Here is an 18,808-nt window from a genome sequence, read left to right as displayed (position 1 = left end):
CATCATCCCTCTCCTAATCCCTAACCATATCCAGATCCAGATGATTGCATGTAGCTGGCTGAGCCAATAATTGTTCTGCAACCGCAACTGCTTCATCGGCTCCCGGAGCATAACCGTCGGCTCCTATCGTTTTCCACAAATCATGATCAATGTTAAAAGGATATCCCCCGACCATAATCTTCACATGTGCCGTTGCCGGATGATGACGAATCAGTTGAATCAATTCTTTGGCCAGATGAAGGTGATACGTCATCGTAACTGAAATCGCAACAACATCACCCTGATGGCGCTCTATAGCCTCGACTACACTTCCATTAGGAACATTGGCTCCCAGATAGTGCGTATCCCAGCCTTCCATCTCGAACACATCTGTGAGCATACGCAGTCCGATCTCATGTTGTTCACTGCCTACACAGGTGGCAACCAGCCTTTTACCCTCACCCGCATGAGTCAACCAGCGAGAATAGAGACGTGAGATGAATGATTGGGTCGCTGCCGTACAAAAGTGCTCTTGCCCCACACTGATCTGATGATTCTGCCACAATCGTCCGACTTCATATTGGGTAGGCTGAAAAATATATCGATAAATATCACGAATCGTCACCCCAGCTTCTAACTGAGCTTCAATGATCTCGAAGGCTTCTTTCCGTTTATTCTCAAGTAAACACTGCAAGTACGATTGCGCAGCATCTCCATATGGCATGGATTCGTTAATATAACCCGCCTGTGACTCCATTTGTGTTGTTCTATATATTCCCATCTCCAGATAATCGAGTAGAAGTGCCTTTGACGGATGGTCAAATTCTTCTTCCAATGCCTCTTTAATCAGGTTGAGATTAATCGCCAGGTCTTCTTGTGATACCTTGTAACCTTCAAGTAGAACTTTCAGCCAGGCAATATAATGAGTAAACAGGCCCGGACTCTGTAAGAGCGCACTTTCTGCCAAATAGTTCAAGCTATACTGAGAATCCTGTTTGGTTCGCATTTTTCCGTTCTCACCAAATCGCTCAAGTAAATCGGGCTGTCTAAGATACTGTTTCTCCGTTATTTTATCCGCTAAGTTTCCCGATTCCTGGAGTAAACGTTCTCCTGCTTCTTGATAACTCATAGATGCACCCCTCCTCTACCCGCATCACATCTCCATCATCATTCGTGACTTATCCAGAATGAGATCAATGTTAGCTAACTTGCAATCGGGATAGGTTCTTCTATTTGATCCAACCAATCCATCCATTCCGCTCTAAAAAGTTCTGTTCCATTATACATGAATTTTTGATGATCATGTATTTTACGCCATGCATGTATAGAACAATCTTCCTATATTATGGAGGGCCTTGCAAGCCAGTCAGCCAGTATAAGCCTTTACTTTTGGTTCCACAAAAAAACTGACCTGCGTTATGAACGCAAGTCAGTTTTCCCTTCTGCCGCCAGTCCCAGCTTCTTCAACATCCGAATCGCATCCACTTTCTCGGAAGGATCAAGTCCTTCCAAAGCATCGATGATGACCTGATGGTGTTGAGGAAATATCTGTGTGAACAATTCTCTTCCTTCATCGGTTAACTCAGCGTAAATGACACGCCGATCTTCCTTGGATGGTCGACGAAACAGCAGATTTTTATTTTGCAACTTATCTACAACATACGTAATATTACCACTGGACATTAGCACTTTTTCACCAATCTTTTGCAATGCCTGCGGTCCCTTATGATATAACAAATCAAGCACACCAAATTCTGTCGTATTCAGTCCGTGACTCTGGATGTCCCGATTGGAACGTAAGGTCACAGAATTATAGGCCCGAACAAGAACCACGAATAATTGTAAAGACAGTTCCCGGTTGTCCTCCGTGTTCAGCATTTCAATAATCCTCCATCAGTTGTTTACATTTCGGCTCGTATGAGGAGCCAGCTTCTGCTCCCACTCCTCACGGAGCATTCCCATACGAATTGAATCATAGTACTCCCCACGAACGATACGACACTTCCGCATTCGCCCTTCCACCTGTAATCCGGCTTTTACAGCCGCACGCATCATTCGTTCATTACCAGACCAAGTAGTCAGTCCAACGCGAACCAAAGGAAGATGTTCGAACAAATGACTTGACCACATGACAAGTGAACGTGTACCAACCCCGCGTCCCCACTGGGCAGATCTGTATATTACAATCCCCATTTCCAGCCACATGGATAACTCATCTTCTATATAATAGCTGATCGTGCCCACAATTTGTCTGTCGGATTCAATGATACGGATCGATACCGGTTTGGAATCACTTGCATCAAGGTCCAATCGTTTGAGCATACCTTGTTCGAAACTTTCATAACTTTCGTGTTTAAGTGGGTAATAAGGTGCATCCCATTGCTTCCATTCAGGTACGTCATCACAGTAGTTCAATTCATAGAGTTCTTTCAGATCCTTTTTCTCCACACACCGGAGAACAAGTTCACCATCCACGATGGGTAGTTCTTTCATGAGATGTAACGCACCCTCTTCCATATTAAGAACGATGGAGCTCTTCGATACTGCCGTCCGCTTGGGCAAGAATGACTGTGCTCGCCATATCCACAAAAAGTCCGTTATCAACAACACCTGGTAACATGTTCAATTGAACATTAAGGCTCGCGGCGTGATCAATCGCTTCCATATGACAATCCGCTATCAGGTTTCCGTTGTCTGTCAGATAACGTTGCTGTCCATCCATCCGCCACTGTGGTTGACACCCCAATTTTTCGAGGGCCTGGAAGGTCCACTCCGAAGCAAATGGAACAACTTCAACCGGAAGCGGGAATTTACCCAACTTTTGCACGGCTTTGCTGCCATCCGCCACAATAATCAATTTGTCACTATTGGCCGCCACGATTTTCTCACGCAAAAGAGCCCCTCCTCCCCCTTTGATCAGGTTAAATTCGGGATCTACTTCATCAGCGCCATCAATGGTCAGATCCAGACGTCCAATCTGGTCAAATGGAATGATAGGAATCCCCCATTCACGGGCAAGCTTGTCCGAAGCCTCTGAAGTGGCAACCGCTTGAATGTTCAATCCATCACGTACACGCTCACCGATTCGGCAGATGGCATAATAAGCTGTTGAACCTGTACCCAATCCAACCTTCATTCCATCTTCAACATATTCCGCCGCACGCTCTGCTGCTATCTGTTTAAGATTCATCTATAAACCCCCGCTGCTCATAATTTGAGAAATGCATATGTAGTTATTATAGATAAAACCGCTTCCGATGTATATCCGTGCCTTCTGTTGCATCTTTGCCATCTTATTTTTGTTTTGTTGAAGGATGTTTTTTTACCCACCATGTTATAGAATACAGAATGAAGCTAAAAAATGGGAAATTTTAAAATAAACAGTTCTAAATACCTATAAACCGTCTGATATGTCCATAAATACGTAAAATATTAAAAAAAATTTAACGATACTATTCAATTTAACGACATTTTATACGACATATTAATTATAGATGTGTTTTAATAATTAGACACCTATGGTTCATACGGTACATAAGTCTCTACGAAAGCGACTGATAAACCAAGACCATGGTCGCATAAATTTCCTTTGGAGGGGATCCCGGAATGATCTAGTTCACTGTACCAAAGCAACCTAAAGTTTCTTAATTTAAAGAAGATCAGGAGTGGAATTTAGTGAAATCATTAAGTTGGAAAAGCATGTCGTTTTTCTCCAAAAATTTGTTACTCTCATTTACCAATATCATTATCATCGGGGTAGCACTTATCGCAAGCAGTTACTATTTTCAAAAAACAGTTCTTGTTGATCAACTGCATGGACAGGTGGAACAAATCACCAAAAAATGGGCTGAAGATATCAATCCCGCCGAGGTACAAGCTGCTATTGCGGAAGGCAGCTATGATGGAGCAGCACAAACGAAATTACGAGCGTATTTTGATGAAATGCAAGAATATTATCCTAACATTGCACAAGCCTACATCTTCGGTGTTGAGCTCGGTGGCGATAACAAGAGATTAACTTCCCTTGTAGCGATGCCGACCAACCTAAGAGAGGCTTTTCAAAGTGAGAACGTAAATATAGGTGACATGTATGAGCAGCCGGTCGTTGTAGCCAACGCACTGAAAGAAATGCTTAATACGGACCGCCCTACATTCACCACATTCTATTCCGATGATTTCGGAACTTGGACAACCATTGCATATCCGATCAAAGACAGTAACGGTAAGATTTTCTCATATTTTGCCATTGATGCAGATGCATCAGCCGTACCCGCAGGACTTAACTCCTTGCTAAAAAACGGAATTATCATCCTTGTGGCTTTCTTGCTGTTATTCCTGATTATCCAATACCTTGTGGTTAAAAACACCCTTTCCCCTATCCGTCATTTGATCAAAGGAATTGATGACGTCAGTCGGGGTAATTTGAATGTCAACATTCCGACAGGCAAAGACGATCTGGGACTCGTTAATGAGAAGTTCAACACCATGGTTCGCAAAATCAACGATACGATCGTTAAAGTGCAAATCACATCACAAGAAGTTAATCAGTCTGCCAAAGAGCTATATGAAGTTTCCGAACGCAACAGTGACAATGCAGATTCTATCAATAACAACGTAACTCAAATCACTTCCAACATTCGTTCACAGGAACAGGCAACCCGAGATAGTGCACGTGCCATGTCCGAGATGGCTACTGTAATCCAGACAATTGCCACCAGCTCCGCTAGTGTAGCGGATGAAGCCTATGAAATGGAACGTCGTTCACAACAAGGTAACAGCGTTGTCCGTCAAGTATCCGAACAGATGAACCTGATTACCGAATCGGTTAAGAATACTGCTTCTGCCATTGAGGTTCTGGAGAGTCGTTCACAGGAAATTGGCGATATTCTCAATATTATCTCGGGAATCTCCAGCCAAACAAACTTGCTTGCCCTGAATGCCTCCATTGAAGCAGCACGTGTTGGTGAAGAAGGAAGAGGATTTGCAGTTGTTGCAGGTGAAGTACGCAAACTTGCCGAGCAGTCTGAACAAGCGACCAGCCAGGTTGGCGTATTGATCCAGGAGATTCAAGCTGGAATCAAACAAGCTGTACGTGCTATGGAACAAGGTACGTCAGAAGTAGATACAGGGCTCAGCGTAGCCGATCAAACAGGTCAACTGTTCGAAGACATTTTAGAAGCAGCGAAAAAAGTATCTAATCAGATTCAGGAAGTATCAAGCGCGACGGAAGAAATCTCTGCGGGTACTGAAGAAATGACCGCTACAGCAGAGGACTTGTCTTCAAGCGTAAGCAAGACTGCAAACAGCAGTGAACAAATTTCCTCATCTGTTGATGAGCAAAAAGCATCTTTGATCACACTGGTAGACTCCTCCACACGCCTTAACAGCATGTCCGAGGAACTCCAAGAACTAATCTCTCATTTCAATGTAAGCAAACAATAATTCAAATCCACAAACATTCGGTTTGAACCAAGGAGGAATAACTGAAGTGATTGAAAACCAACCATCTTCTAGCCATTCCATGGAATCTAGCTTGCCCGTTCTGCAGATTCCACTGGATTTTGGGCGACGTCAACAATCATTCTCTTATCAGTCTGCTCAAATCACATTACATGATTCTCTGAGCCGTGATCTTAAACAGAAGTTTGGAGAACAGATGGTGTACCCGGTACTCCTCTCAGCTTATGCAGCCTTGTTATACCGATTGTCAGCTGAACAGGAACTTGCCATAGGTATACTTGCCCCCGATCAGGCAGCTTCCTATCTTTCTTTACAGATTCAGGGTAAATTGACCTTCAACCAACTATGTCATCAGGTTTCAGAGCAGCTCAAGATTGAATACACGTTGCAAAACGGTGGATACCCTGAAACGTTGTTCATGCTGAATAGCGTACAGTTGCCTCAAGCACCACAAATATTAAATTGGAATGTTCGAGATGATGATCGGAACATGCTCATCCTTGATCTGTTCTATGATAGTTCACTGTTAAAAGAGTCTACCGTGCTGAGATATGCAGAATATTATCAGACTCTTCTACTCGCCCTCGTTCGTGACGGTGAGAAAGCGATCGGTACGGTGGATATTCTTTCCGCCTCAGATCGATTGTTATACCGGGAGATGAATGATACTTCCGTGCTTGAACCAGAGAATCAGACGGTCCATGGATGGTTCGAAGCAACAGCAGCAGCATATCCGGATTCGCCCGCGATAACATCACCATCCCAAAGCTATACGTACAGAGAATTGAATGAACGAGCGAATCAGGTTGCACGCGTTCTGTTATCCAATGGATTGCAGAAAGGTGAATTCGTCAGTATCTTTATGGATCGAAGTCTGGAGACCATCATCTCCCTGCTGGGTATTCTGAAGGCAGGGGGTGCATATGTTCCAATTGACCCTGAGCATCCAAAAGAACGTAACAGTTATATTGTGGAAGATACGGCGTCTTCATTCGTGCTGACAACGGAAACCTCTTTTGCACAAGCTACCAGCTTGTTCTCCAGTATAGCTACCGTCCGTCAGATTCTCTCTGTGGATGGTCGTCTAGCCGGATTTGCAGCAAGCAACCCCAATCTGGATATTCAGCCAGATGATCTTGCGTATATTATCTACACGTCAGGGTCGACCGGTAAGCCTAAAGGGGCACTGATTGCCCACCGGGGTGTAACCAACCTTGGCAGTGTGGTTCAACGTGATTGTGACATTCAACCAGGTGATGTATTAACCCAGTTTGCTACATACAGCTTCGATGCATCCGTGTGGGATACCGTTGGCGCCTTGTTCTATGGAGCAGAATTATATCTGTTGTCTGCGGAAGAACGTGTATCTGTTGAAGAATTCGCAAGTGCAATTGAACGGACAGGAACAACGATCATTACGATCCTGCCTACGATTTTCTTCAATCAGCTTGCTTCCTATTTATCCGATGAAGGTTTCCACAAGCTGGCCAAAGTCAGAATCATTACTGTAGCCGGAGAAGCGCTCTATGGTGAACAGGTTCGTGCCTTCCAGCGTAAATTTGGAAACCAGATTGATATTGTTAATGTGTACGGACCTACCGAATGTACAGTAGCCACAGCCACTCACCGCATCAGTGAGCAGGTTCCAGAACATGTGGTGAACATCCCCATTGGTAAACCGATTCATAACTACAAAGTCTACATTGTGAATGAAGAACAACAGCTCTGTCCTGCTGGTGTACCTGGTGAAGTATATATCGCTACCCCTGCACTGGCCAAAGGTTATCTGAATCAGCCAGAACGTACAAAGCAAGCATTCATTGAGAACCCTTTTGCAATAGGTGAAAAAATCTACAAGTCTGGCGATATTGCCAAATTGCTGGATACCGGGTTACTGGAATATGTTGGTCGCAGTGACTCACAGCTAAAAATTCGGGGACACCGCATTGAGATCGGCGAGATTGAAGATCACTTTGCACGGCTTGATCAGATTCAGAACGTTGCGGTCATTCCAAAGAAAGAATCGGATGGACAGAATATGCTGGTTGGGTATTTTACATCAAAAGATGGCAGTACCCTTTCTGTTTCCGACATCAAGGCAGCACTGACCGCGAAACTTCCTTCTTATTTTGTACCGAAGTGGATCTGTCAGTTGGATGAAATGCCGATTGCACCGACTGGAAAAATCAATCGCAAAGCGATGGTCTCCCTGCCTCATGTGGAACGACATGAAGACCGCCCTGACCGGGTTCTGCCGGAGACAGAGACGGAATCCATTATCCTGGATGCATGGAAAGAAATTCTTCAACACGACGACTTCGGTGTCGAAGATAGCTTCTTCAATATCGGTGGTGATTCACTCCGGGTCATTCATGTACTCGTCATTCTGAAGCCACATTACCCGCAGCTGAAAATTGCCGACTTCTTTGCCGAGAAAACAGTCCGTGCTCTTGCTCGTCGCGTGGAAGTACTGTCACAAAGTACAGCAGAAGTAACGCATTCGACGGTGACGGATGACATGATCACACAATTATCCGAACACCCTGTGGAACTGGCGTCCCAGTTGGGGTATCCGCTCATTCGTGAACCTGAGCATGTGTTACTGACCGGAGCCACCGGTTATCTGGGTTCTCATGTGCTTCAACAGTTAATTCTGAATTCCAGTACACGAATCTACACGCTGGTCCGTCGACCATCCAATGGAATAACTGCAATGGAACGTTTGACTAACGTGCTGGAAGGATATTTCGGCAAACAACTGACTGATCAACTATCTTCCCGCGTGGAGATTATTGAAGGGGATCTCGAACAACCTAATCTCGGTCTTTCAGCTGAACAAACGGCTTATGTCCATGAACGAATTGATCGTGTCATCCACTGCGCAGCAGACGTACGTCATTTTGGAGATGCCGATCAGTTCGCCAAAACAAACGTGGAAGGAACGGTCGCCTTGCTGGATCTGATTCGTAGCAAACCTGGGGCCTCCTTCCACCATGTATCCACGATGGGCATTCCGGAAGATCTCGCACTCAGCGGACAATGGGAATCCTCCCTGCAATATGATCGGTTCCCGGCTGACTTGCATGTGGACAACCTGTATTCGGACAGCAAGCTTGAAGCCGAGAAAGTACTCATGATGGCGGCCGAGGAAGGTGTACCTGTCAGCATTTATCGTGCAGGTAATCTAACTTGCCACTCGGAAACGGGACGCTTCCAGTCCAATATTGATAGTAATGCCTTCTATCGCATGATCAAAGCCATGTTATTGCTTGGCAAAGCGCCTGCGGCAGACTGGATGGTTGATTTCACACCGATCAACTATGCAAGTGAAGCCATTGTTCATCTGGCCTTACGTCAGGATACAGCCGGCCGTGTATTCCACATCTGTAATCCGGAGCCGATCCGCTATGATGAGCTGATCCGTTCTGTGAATCGGGCTGGTTACAATGTCGAGACACTTCCTTTTGCCGAGTACACCCGTTGGCTGTTCGATGCCAGCGTCAGCAAGGAGCCGGAAGCTCTTCAGTTGGCTATTGCACAGCTTGAAGGCGACGGAGCGAAGGATTCAGCTTATGTCTATGCTTGCCCTGTCACAACGGCTTATGTGGAACCTGCCGGAATCTCATGTGCGAAAACAGATGATCGATTCATCTCCGTCATGTTAGACTACGCTGTTCAGATTGGGTATTTCCCCGCCGCAATTCGGCGCCAGTATGGCACTTCAACAGCAATGGAGTAAGTCCACTCTAGCATCAACCTGATTAATATATATAGCCACACAGAGAAAAGCCATCTTATCGTCATTCACTGACGGTAAGATGGCTTCTTCACTTCGCATTTTGGGCATTACTTTATGTCCAGCGAATGATTGCAATGACGGCGAGGTGAGCTGGATAGAAATAGCGCCAGACCCATCGTGGCCCCTTCATCCGGAATCCTGCTTGGTAATACTGAGCAACAGCAATACCAGCGGTGGCCAACACGCTATACATTTGCACAGAGCTATGATGCAGCAGAAGATATAGTGCATTTAACACAACATGTGCCATAACAAGCACAGGACCTTGGAAATAACGGAATAACAGAACCAATAACAACCCGTACATTCCGTAATCCATTTGGCTAATTTCCATGAACCAACCTGCCCCAATGACGATTGGAATACCCAGTAGACGGGATGGCAGTTTATCGATAACGAATAGAACCAACAGGGCAGACCACAATGTCCATACCACGTTCAGAGAATAATGATTAAACGCAGCCATGAACGGCACCTGTGATATTATCGCAATCCAGAACAGACGCCATATGTATTTTTGTACATCTCGTGTATGTTTATAACCGATATACACTGCAAAAGCATAGATTGGAAAAGCGATACGACCTATAATTCTCAACTCTATAATATGTGGAAAAAAGACAGCCCCTATATGATCAATTAACATCGTGATCATGGCAATCCACTGCATCATGTTGCGACTCCCCTCCCTCGTTCCCTATTACGGGTCTGCCATTCATTTATATCATGCGTCTTTTTTGAGCACCCTCTTATACATTAAGTTCATAATACATGAATTTGGTATCCTGTGCATATCCTTCGGATTCATATAAAGCTTGTGCTTGCGTGTTAGTTAACTCAGTAGAAAGTGATATACGAAGAACTCCACGCTCAGATGCCAATTGCTTGGCTGCTTGCAACAGTTTCCTTGCAATGCCTTTCTGACGATAATCAGGATGCACATATAGATCATTAAGCACCCAGATCGGCCCCATCGATACCGAACTGAAACCGGGATACAGCTGAACGAATCCGGTACAACTCAAGCCATGCGAACTTGGCACACCATTACAAACATCTGTCCCTTGATCACTTTCCACATCGGTTTCTGCTACCAAAATCACCGAGTCATGGCGTTCCATTCGTTCTTTAATATACTGACGTGCTGCATCAATGTCAGCATTCTGGTTGTAGAACATCCTGTACTCATTGAACAATCGACCCACCTCATTGCATTCTGGAAGACCCGCTTGTCTGATTCGTTGCTGCACTTCACTCAACTCCTTTAATTGGAGACCAACGTCTCATCCTTTGTGATCTTTATATTTTAAAATAATCTCTTCTCTTTCCCCATTCATCATCTGTATCAAAGTTTGTAGTATCTTGGGCATTAAGCTGAATATTCGTTCGTCCATGCCAATTCTGAACATTTTGTTATACTGCCTTGTTATTGGCAAAAATAAAAAGGCGACCAAAGCATCGGGTGCTCCGTCGCCGTAAATATTCAGTTCGATTCAGCGTTCTGTTGTTGCTGACCAGGATCAGCATCAGGAAAAATGACGCCTTTCTTCAGAATCAGATTGGCATATTGTGCACGCTCACCCGTTGCAACAATCACATAGGCATTCGAAGCACGTTTATAAAAATCAAATCGCTCTTCATGATCCAATGCATCCGTGATGCCTTCATATTCTTCAATTAAACGGCGGTAGTCTTCCCATATGATCGGTACCACCTGATCCCCCTTTACAACCTGCATGACAGCAGCGGGACGCTCAGCATAGGTATCCAGTGGGTATAATTGCAGGATGGCTTCCAATAGTTCGACAACTCCCAGTGCATCACAGCGCACCAGTCGCTTGGCATGACTCGCTGCCGGGAAATTGCCGTCAGCCAGCACCAGCTCGTCCCCATGCCCCATTTCAGACATAATTTTGAGCAATTCTGGAGGAATTATTGCAGGGATATTCTTCAGCACACACAGCTCTCCTTGGTCTTCTCCAACAGCGGTTAGAGGAAATTGGTTTTCTCATTCTTCAAAAGCACGATGAACTTGCATTGAATCGAAGCGGTTTCATTACCATTCTAACAGTATTTTTTAATCCATGCATAGTGCTCCGGCTTGACTGATATGGAATATTTCATTTTGACAAAAATACTTGTTTCACATATAGTTGTTATAACAACTAATTGGTTCAGAACTTTTTATGATGGAAAGCGAGGTCTCGTTAATTATATGGACTACACACTTGAACAGTCTGTCGGATTCATGTTGGGTTTCACGCATCGTAAAGCGGTAGCCCTACTCGCAATGCGATTCAAACCTTATGATATTACAACAGAGCAATTTTCTGTGCTGTTTAATGTTGACCGTGGGGAAGGTGTGAATCAGAAAGAACTCGCTTCACGTGTCTTCAAAGACCAGCCCACCACAGCCCGGATTATTGATCTGCTTGAGAAAAAGGGTTTGGTAGAACGCCGGACCAGTGAACACGATCGCAGAGCCTATCTGTTATACCTCACCAAGGAAGGCAAAGCGTTAATTGATGTCCTCGTTCCGATCGAAAGAGAAATGAATAAAGAACTTGCTGAAGGTATATCCGAAGACCAGATGGAAGCATTTAAACATACTCTTTCCCTCATTAACCGCAACTTGTAAGAATCACAACTCAGGGGGAATACGTCATCATGAAAGAACAATCTACACAAGTTAGGCTATGGACCACCGATTTTATTTTGCTAATGCTATGCAACTTTTTGTTATTTCTACAACTGCACATGATCGTCTCACCACTTCCGTCTTACGTTCAGGAGCGATTTCACGCTAATGCATTTGAGGTCAGCCTCTTCACCTGTCTGTTTGCACTAAGTGCCATTGCAGCCCGTCTCTACTCCGCGAAAGCACTGGAGAAGGGTCTTCGTAACGCCATGATCTATATCGGCCTCTCCGTAGCCCTGCTGGCAACGCTCGGCTATTATTTTGCTGCGGGCATAGCCGTGCTTTTATTGCTAAGAATGTTATTTGGTATCGGGTTCGGTATGAGCAGTACCGCTTTTCCAACAATGGCCTCGGACATTGTGCCCGTCAAACGAATGGGTGAAGGCATGGGTTACTTCGGGCTATCAACTAGCCTGGCCATGTCCATGGGACCCATCATAGGGGTGACTCTGCTCCAGGGTGCCGGATTTGTAACCCTGATGTTATGTACTGCTGGTGTTCTCGCTGTAATCTATCCACTTAGTTACACGCTGACCCGTAAAAAAGCCGCCAGAAACAATAACAGTGAACGTATCATTCCACAAGCTACTACAAGTGATTCAGGATCCAACCCAAAACAAAAGACACCGTTCAACCGCAAGCTGATTCTGCCCAGTGTGCTGAATTGCCTGTTATCCATCACCTATGGTGGGCTCGTCGGATTCATCGTCTTGTATGGCAAGGAAGCCAATCTGGCCAATCCTGCGCTGTTCTTTTTGTTTAATGCACTCGCCGTGTTATTGGTTAGACCCTTTGCAGGACGAATCTATGACAATAAGGGTCCAAAAGCACTGCTGATTCCAGGAGCAATCTTCATTGCTGCCGGACTCATTCTACTCTCATATGCATCCTCCATGTCAGTCCTGTTCATTGCTGCCTTTTTATACGGGATAGGCTATGGTTCCATGCAGTCGTCTCTGCAGACCTGGATGATTCAAGTCGTATCTCCTTCTCAACGTGGCATGGCTAATGGCATGTTTTTGAACTCGCTGGATCTGGGTATTGCGACAGGTGCGCTTCTTCTTGGCGCCATTGCGGCCATAACGAGTTATACCGATATGTACCGATATTCCGTGATGTTTATGATTCTGTTCTTGCTTATATATCTGATTCAGGGAAAACGAAGCGGCAGCTTCTCCATAGAAGCTCATGCTCTGCTCACTCATACTCATATCCCTGCAACGGATTCACCTCAAGATCAAAAGGATTCATCTGGAGCCATCCCCACCGAAACTAGTCAGTCAGATAAAAGCAAACACGACTGATTGGTTACAATCATTCTGAACATAAAAACGCGTTTACACCGAGAAAGCAAATCATCCGCTTTCTTAGACGTAAACGCGTTTTTTTATTGGAACAGATCTGAATATTAAATCGACTTAAGACAGCCCGGAAATGAACGTAGCATACAGGACCTTCAATTTAAAGTGGACTTTTCTTGCGCCTTATCGGGGCATAACCACTACTTGTCTCCATTCGATCGATGTGCCGTTCCTGTTTCTGTCCGCTTCCTGAAGTAGGTTGGTCTCCTTTATCCGGCTTAACTGCGAATAATGTAAGTAGTCCTCCTACAGCTGCAGAAGCAGCAAGCACACCAAAAAGCAAAAAATGTTGTTTGCCAATGAGCAAAGAAACAACAGGTGGGCCGAGTGATACACCGATGAATCGCATACTACTGAACAAAGCCGTAATCGTACCTCTCTGCTTCTTGTCCACACCTTCTGTAATTAGAGCATCCAGACATGGTAAGGTTGCCCCTATTCCCGCACTTCCCAATGTGAATAGACCCACGACTACGTAGATATTATCGAAAACACCAATAACACCCAGCGAAACGGTTACAAGAATAAGTCCTGCGAAACCAAGCCACTTCATCCGAGGTTTGCTCTTTCCAATCCATTTCCCTGCGCAAAAGGAAAAAAGACACAGTGCCGCTAGCGGAATGGCAAGTACGAGACCTTTAACAATGCCCTTCATGGCGAACTCGCTCTCCAATGTCTCGGATAGATAATAAAGCACACCAAAAAGAATAAACATACAAATTCCACCGATCGCAAACAAGGCGTACAACCAGCGTCCTTTTTCTTTTAGTACATCCTTAATGGAAGCCACAAATTCTGTAAAGGTGGGCGGTTTTTCTTTTTTCTTTGGTGTTTTCACCAAGAATATAACCAGGATCAGCGACAGAACACAGAGTACGGGAATAGCCATAAAAGGTAGGTACCATAACCAAACAGCCAGTGCTGCTCCCAGAATTGGACTTAACACTTTACCAAATGTATTCGAAGTTTCAATGATTCCCAGGCTTTTAGATACCTGATCTTCATCATTGAACATGTCCCCAACCAAAGGAATCACAATCGGGAATGCCCCCGCTGCTCCGACCCCCTGCAATAACCTGCCACCTAATATGGTCCAGTAGGCTATATTTCCGCTTAACATCCATGCAGCCACACCAGCTACAGCTCCCCCAACGGCTGCAATGATGAGACTCGGAATTATGACTGCTTTTCTGCCAAAACGATCAGACAAATACCCTGCAAGAGGAATAAGCAGGATGGCAACTACAGCGTAGACTGTAATGAGCATACTGACCTTAAATGCAGATACCTTCAACTCACGTTCAATCTGTGGCAGGATCGGTATAAGCATGGAGTTACCCAAGGTCATAATTAAAGGGATGGAAGCAAGTGCGACGAGGTCCCACTTTTTATCGTTCATACCACAACCACCTTTACAGATTCTACACACAACAGCATTATTGTGCTTGTTTCGGAGGTTGATTATTCAGGACATGCTGGATGTTACCGCTTGTTCACACAAATAAGCTGCCTGCACATATTAGTGCATGACAGCTTATTTGGCTCATAATGTCTAGAACTACACCAATCTAAAGTGGCGTAACGCTGCTCCACCTTTGAAAATAATATACAGCTCATTCACCTGATGTGACGCCTCAAGCGAACACTGGACCGTTGTCCACTTGATATCTTTCCCATTCACACTGCCTCCGGGTCCAGAAACCACACACACACCGAGCAGTTCGCCCTCCAATCCTCCAGAACGAATCTCCAGTCTGCCCTCTTCCCCATAAGCTGCCACTCTGGCTTCAAATCCTTGTATGTCCTGAACAGCGTTATGGTTGAAAGTGATCCAGGATGACTGACCATCGCGATACAAAGGTTCTTCCCGAGTGATTGCCCGAACTGCCGAACGTCCCTCCAGACATTCATCCAACAGAACACCTCTACAAGCATCGTAATTCTCGGCAAAGGTAAGCATGTGCAGCGGACGATCAGGAATCGTCTCACCTTCAATCTGAATATCTGCCGACTGGCGTATATCGGCGGAAGAACGCCCTGCCAGGATGGCCCAGGTCGCTGTCTCCAGGCAGTATCGATCTCGGGTAACATCCCATAGCGCCAGCTTCTGAACAGGAACCTCGAAACCTATTGTAACACGCGTCCCTGCCTTCACATGGATACGACGAAAAGCAAGCAGTTGCTTCTGAGCACGCTTCACTCGCGAGGTATATGAAGATCCATAGATTTGCACGACTTCATCACTGTCACGTTCACCTGTATTGTGTATCTCCACTTCAATCTTCAAATGATCTGTGTTGGTATCTTCCACCAGGGCACTACGACTTACACGAATCGCCCCGTATTCAAACTCCGAATAGGTCAGGCCATGACCAAATGCATATTGGATCGGTCCTTGATGATACATATAGGTCATGCCACTCTGAATAATGTCATAATCCATGATGTCAGGAAGCTGGGATTCATCTGCATACCATGTCATGTTCAGTCTGCCTGCCGGGGCATAATGACCTAACAGCACATCCGCAAGCGCATTACCCAATTCCTGACCTGCATGTGTCATATATACAATTGCCCGGGCAATACCTTTCAACTCCTGCAAGGCAAATGGATAACTGCCCATAATGACAACCACCGTATTGGGATTCGTTTCACACACGGCTTTGACAAGTTCGACCTGATTCGGCGGAAGCAGCAGACTCGGGCGGTCGATTTCTTCTTTGCCATTGATGTACGGGCTGTTGCCAACAACAACGACCGAAGCCTGACTGTCACGTGCTGCTTCTACGGCTTGTTCTATTCCGCGTGCCACAATGTCGATCTCAAAAACCGCTGGTTCTGCCTGTGGTGACACTGGCGATAAAGCAGAATGTCCCTGATGTTCGCTCATTCCAACGGGAATACTGTTCCACGTCCGCAAGATGTTGCTGCCGTCCGACTGGGTTTCGAATTGAACAACTTCCTTCACAAACCAGCCGCCAATCTCTGGTTCGTTAGCCTGATAGACGCCTTGCTCGGTCAAACTAACGTATCGATGATTGTTCACACTTCTCAGCGTATGACTTCCCGATCCCCAATCCTGATGTACAAACTCGGCGGCTGTAGGTGCACTGTCCTCCGGTACGGCGACGAGAATACCTTCCGCTCCCAAGGAAATAACCTGTCCGTCTGCTGTCTTCAACTGAATATGGTCATTTCCGTCTGTATACGTTACGTCTGTTTGGGGTAATCGATTACGCAGCCCATCGAGGACGGATACACGATAAGGCAGCGTGCCACTGTACCAATCAGTATAGACCACATCGGCAAGTGGTCCAATGACACTGATCTTCTGTAATGCTTCCGGCTTCAAGGGAAGTAATCCATCATTTTGCAGTAAAACAATGGATTCGGCAGCAGCACGATAACTGAGTTTGGCGTGCTCCGGTGCACATAGTACCGACTCAGGTATAGACGCATAGGGGTTGCGTCCGGATTGATCCAGTTGTCCGAGACGCATCCGTACACTGAAGATGTTACGAATCGCTCGGTCCAAATCAGCTATCTCCAACAGCTCCTGCTCAAGAGCATCTTCCAGAGCAGATACGACTAGATCAACCTCATCCGTAAGACAATCCACTCCTGCCTTCAACGCACCTGCTGCGGATTCGGCATGACTGGTGTGATAACCATGATAGTTAACTGTCTGAGACAGATCCCCTCCATCACATACAATAAAACCTGGCATCGCCCACTCACCCTTAACCACATCATTCACATATGGACTCTCAATGGCAGGTGTACCGTTGATGGAATTGTAAGCTGTCATCATGGACAAGGCACCGCCTTCCACAAATGGTGTCTCAAAGGCTTTTAAATAATATTCCCGCAGATTCCGCGGATCGATGCTCGATGAACAATTCAGCCGATCTTTCTCATTATTATTGGCAAAAAAGTGTTTCAATGTCGCGACCATTTTCAGATAAAAAGGATCATTTCCCTGCATACCTTTGACGAGAGCTGCCGACATTTCACCCGTAAGAACCGGATCTTCGCCATATCCCTCTTCCGTTCTGCCCCAGCGTGGGTCACGTTCAAGGTCAACCGTCGGTGCCCACAAGGTTAACCCGTGAACTTCTGGATTACGGTGATGGTATGCCCTCGCCTCATCGCCAATGACTGAACCAATCTCTCGCATGAGTCTCGTATTCCAGGTACTTGATAGACCGAGCGGTTGCGGAAATACCGTTGCCTCTCCTTTCCATGCAACCCCATGGGCAGCTTCGCCCCCAACGTTGTAGGCTGGAATGCCCAGTCTTGGTACAGCCGCTTCGCGAGTAGGTATTAGTCTGATCTTCTCTTCCGTTGTTAATCGTGCAATCAGGTCATCCAACCGTTCCTCAAGTGAACGTGATGCATCCCACATCGGGTATTGATGATACTCCTTCATCCTTCATTCCCCCTGCGAATTAGTGATGTGCAAGTTGCTTCCATTGCTCAAGTAAATCCAGCGTACGCTGGCGATACTTCTGACCATCTTCAGGTTGATTGACCTGATGTTCATGAACGTAAGCATTAAAATATGAAGACAGTATTCGGTACGCGAGTCTCCGTGCCTGTCCTTCTGGGGACGGGTCCAGTGGATGATCATATCCTTCATGAAAAGCCACCGATTCTGTCGACAATATGGCTTCATACTCCCTGTCGGCAAACATGGAACGATCTCCATCAATGATGGCCGCAATGTGTAGCTCACCCTTTTCCTCATGAACAAGCACATTCGCTTCCCACAGGTCATTATGAACCAGTACCGGACGGGTTACCTGATCAAATAAGTCTTTATTTTTCATGAATATAGCTGCGATCTCTTCCCCCACACCTGGCATATAATCGACTTGTGCCGCTTTAAGTGCCGTTTCTTCAGCATAAGAGTGCAGCACCTCGGACCATTGATTCGAACCTTTAATCGTCCCATCTCCTTGTGGCCAGCCAAACGATGCACCCTCGATCTGATGCATGATGGCGGTATACGCGCCAAGCTGATGATACAATCGCTCTTTGTCCATGCCTGAAATCGATGCGTGATCTAATTGCTTACTGGGAATAAACGTCATAAACATGTACGTTCTTGGAATGATGGACCCGCTATCATCACAGGCGATAATGTTTGGAGCAGGAATGCCTGTCTTACGGTAGTATTCATACACAATCGGTTCAGCTGCCATCATCGTACGTTCGAACGAAAAGAGGGGATCACTCGCTGAACCAGCTGCCATCTCTCCCCGCACTGGAGCCAAACGTAAAATCACATCCGTATGGGATGCATGATCAAGTTGAATCCGATAGGTTGTATTGAAAAGCCCTCCTTGCAGGAGTGCAAACCCCTTCACTTTGGTATCGCTTCCAAAAGTATTCTCTACCAATTGATGCAGCATCTCAGCCGATATCGTACAGTGTAAACCTGAATTCATCATACTCATTTCATTCAATCTCCTATCATTGTAGACAAACAGACGGCACCTTGCGGCACCG

The 18,808-nt window shown here is 45.7% G+C and carries 14 protein-coding genes; 4 read left to right on the top strand and 10 right to left on the bottom strand.

Features of this window, described 5'->3' with window-relative positions; translation table 11 throughout:
• Positions 1–13 precede the first annotated feature (13 nt).
• From MKY85_RS10585 to rpiA, 4 genes are all read right to left on the bottom strand, one after another.
• A complete protein-coding gene (locus MKY85_RS10585) occupies positions 14–1,108 on the bottom strand; it encodes a cobalamin-dependent protein (RefSeq protein WP_342572543.1) in 1,095 nt (364 codons plus the stop codon).
• A 287-nt stretch (positions 1,109–1,395) separates the two neighbouring features.
• Positions 1,396–1,857, bottom strand: coding sequence for a MarR family transcriptional regulator (locus MKY85_RS10580; RefSeq protein ID WP_342572542.1), 462 nt, complete (start codon positions 1,855–1,857; stop codon positions 1,396–1,398).
• A 15-nt stretch (positions 1,858–1,872) separates the two neighbouring features.
• Entirely contained in the window at positions 1,873–2,472 is a 600-nt protein-coding gene (locus MKY85_RS10575) for a GNAT family protein (RefSeq protein WP_342572541.1), read from the bottom strand.
• A 25-nt stretch (positions 2,473–2,497) separates the two neighbouring features.
• On the bottom strand, positions 2,498–3,169 hold the full coding sequence (gene rpiA / locus MKY85_RS10570) for a ribose-5-phosphate isomerase RpiA (RefSeq protein ID WP_339241340.1): 672 nt from the start codon (positions 3,167–3,169) through the stop codon (positions 2,498–2,500).
• Positions 3,170–3,678: 509 nt separating this feature from the next.
• Between rpiA and MKY85_RS10565 the strand changes: the two genes are divergently transcribed.
• A complete protein-coding gene (locus MKY85_RS10565; protein ID WP_339243008.1) occupies positions 3,679–5,421 on the top strand; it encodes a methyl-accepting chemotaxis protein in 1,743 nt (580 codons plus the stop codon).
• Between the two features lie 46 nt (positions 5,422–5,467).
• Positions 5,468–9,178 carry an amino acid adenylation domain-containing protein gene (locus MKY85_RS10560; protein WP_342572540.1) on the top strand — a complete coding sequence of 1,237 codons (3,711 nt, stop codon included), beginning with the start codon at positions 5,468–5,470 and terminating at the stop codon, positions 9,176–9,178.
• 112 nt (positions 9,179–9,290) lie between these two features.
• Here MKY85_RS10560 and MKY85_RS10555 read toward each other — a convergent pair whose 3' ends face one another.
• From MKY85_RS10555 to MKY85_RS10545, 3 genes are all read right to left on the bottom strand, one after another.
• Entirely contained in the window at positions 9,291–9,911 is a 621-nt protein-coding gene (locus tag MKY85_RS10555) for a TraX family protein (protein WP_339241336.1), read from the bottom strand.
• Positions 9,912–9,987: 76 nt separating this feature from the next.
• Positions 9,988–10,488: a GNAT family N-acetyltransferase gene (locus MKY85_RS10550; RefSeq protein WP_339260352.1), complete on the bottom strand. Its 501-nt coding sequence runs from the start codon at positions 10,486–10,488 to the stop codon at positions 9,988–9,990.
• Between the two features lie 233 nt (positions 10,489–10,721).
• Complete coding sequence (locus MKY85_RS10545) at positions 10,722–11,195, bottom strand: RbsD/FucU domain-containing protein (RefSeq protein WP_339241332.1); 474 nt, start codon at positions 11,193–11,195, stop codon at positions 10,722–10,724.
• 258 nt (positions 11,196–11,453) lie between these two features.
• Between MKY85_RS10545 and MKY85_RS10540 the strand changes: the two genes are divergently transcribed.
• Together MKY85_RS10540 and MKY85_RS10535 are read left to right on the top strand one after the other, a co-directional pair.
• On the top strand, positions 11,454–11,876 hold the full coding sequence (locus MKY85_RS10540; RefSeq protein ID WP_339260350.1) for a MarR family transcriptional regulator: 423 nt from the start codon (positions 11,454–11,456) through the stop codon (positions 11,874–11,876).
• Positions 11,877–11,905: 29 nt separating this feature from the next.
• On the top strand, positions 11,906–13,240 hold the full coding sequence (locus tag MKY85_RS10535; RefSeq protein WP_339260348.1) for an MFS transporter: 1,335 nt from the start codon (positions 11,906–11,908) through the stop codon (positions 13,238–13,240).
• Between the two features lie 157 nt (positions 13,241–13,397).
• Here the strand turns inward: MKY85_RS10535 and MKY85_RS10530 are convergent, their stop codons facing one another.
• The 3 genes from MKY85_RS10530 to MKY85_RS10520 all read right to left on the bottom strand — a co-directional run bounded on the left by MKY85_RS10530 (position 13,398) and on the right by MKY85_RS10520 (position 18,756).
• Positions 13,398–14,696, bottom strand: coding sequence for an MFS transporter (locus MKY85_RS10530; RefSeq protein WP_339260346.1), 1,299 nt, complete (start codon positions 14,694–14,696; stop codon positions 13,398–13,400).
• 159 nt (positions 14,697–14,855) lie between these two features.
• Positions 14,856–17,726 carry a glycoside hydrolase family 3 C-terminal domain-containing protein gene (locus MKY85_RS10525; RefSeq protein ID WP_342572539.1) on the bottom strand — a complete coding sequence of 957 codons (2,871 nt, stop codon included), beginning with the start codon at positions 17,724–17,726 and terminating at the stop codon, positions 14,856–14,858.
• 19 nt (positions 17,727–17,745) lie between these two features.
• Positions 17,746–18,756, bottom strand: a complete 1,011-nt coding sequence (locus MKY85_RS10520) for an aminoglycoside phosphotransferase family protein (RefSeq protein WP_342572538.1) — start codon at positions 18,754–18,756, stop codon at positions 17,746–17,748.
• Between the last annotated feature and the right edge of the window lie 52 nt (positions 18,757–18,808).

The sequence above is a fragment of the Paenibacillus sp. FSL R5-0749 genome, assembly GCF_038595085.1.
In the GTDB taxonomy this organism is placed as follows: Bacteria; Bacillota; Bacilli; order Paenibacillales; family Paenibacillaceae; genus Paenibacillus.
The sequence above is the reverse complement of the archived record's forward strand: the minus strand, read 5'-3'. Positions and strand labels throughout refer to the sequence as shown.

What these genes read in the sequence shown, in the direction of transcription:
- MKY85_RS10585 (WP_342572543.1), bottom strand. Translation starts at nt 1,108, where the DNA reads ATGAGTTATCAAGAAGCAGGAGAACGTTTACTCCAGGAATCGGGAAAC.
- MKY85_RS10580 (WP_342572542.1), bottom strand. Translation starts at nt 1,857, where the DNA reads ATGCTGAACACGGAGGACAACCGGGAACTGTCTTTACAATTATTCGTG.
- MKY85_RS10575 (WP_342572541.1), bottom strand. Translation starts at nt 2,472, where the DNA reads ATGAAAGAACTACCCATCGTGGATGGTGAACTTGTTCTCCGGTGTGTG.
- rpiA (WP_339241340.1), bottom strand. Translation starts at nt 3,169, where the DNA reads ATGAATCTTAAACAGATAGCAGCAGAGCGTGCGGCGGAATATGTTGAA.
- MKY85_RS10565 (WP_339243008.1), top strand. Translation starts at nt 3,679, where the DNA reads ATGTCGTTTTTCTCCAAAAATTTGTTACTCTCATTTACCAATATCATT.
- MKY85_RS10555 (WP_339241336.1), bottom strand. Translation starts at nt 9,911, where the DNA reads ATGATGCAGTGGATTGCCATGATCACGATGTTAATTGATCATATAGGG.
- MKY85_RS10540 (WP_339260350.1), top strand. Translation starts at nt 11,454, where the DNA reads ATGGACTACACACTTGAACAGTCTGTCGGATTCATGTTGGGTTTCACG.
- MKY85_RS10535 (WP_339260348.1), top strand. Translation starts at nt 11,906, where the DNA reads ATGAAAGAACAATCTACACAAGTTAGGCTATGGACCACCGATTTTATT.
- MKY85_RS10530 (WP_339260346.1), bottom strand. Translation starts at nt 14,696, where the DNA reads ATGAACGATAAAAAGTGGGACCTCGTCGCACTTGCTTCCATCCCTTTA.
- MKY85_RS10525 (WP_342572539.1), bottom strand. Translation starts at nt 17,726, where the DNA reads ATGAAGGAGTATCATCAATACCCGATGTGGGATGCATCACGTTCACTT.
- MKY85_RS10520 (WP_342572538.1), bottom strand. Translation starts at nt 18,756, where the DNA reads ATGAGTATGATGAATTCAGGTTTACACTGTACGATATCGGCTGAGATG.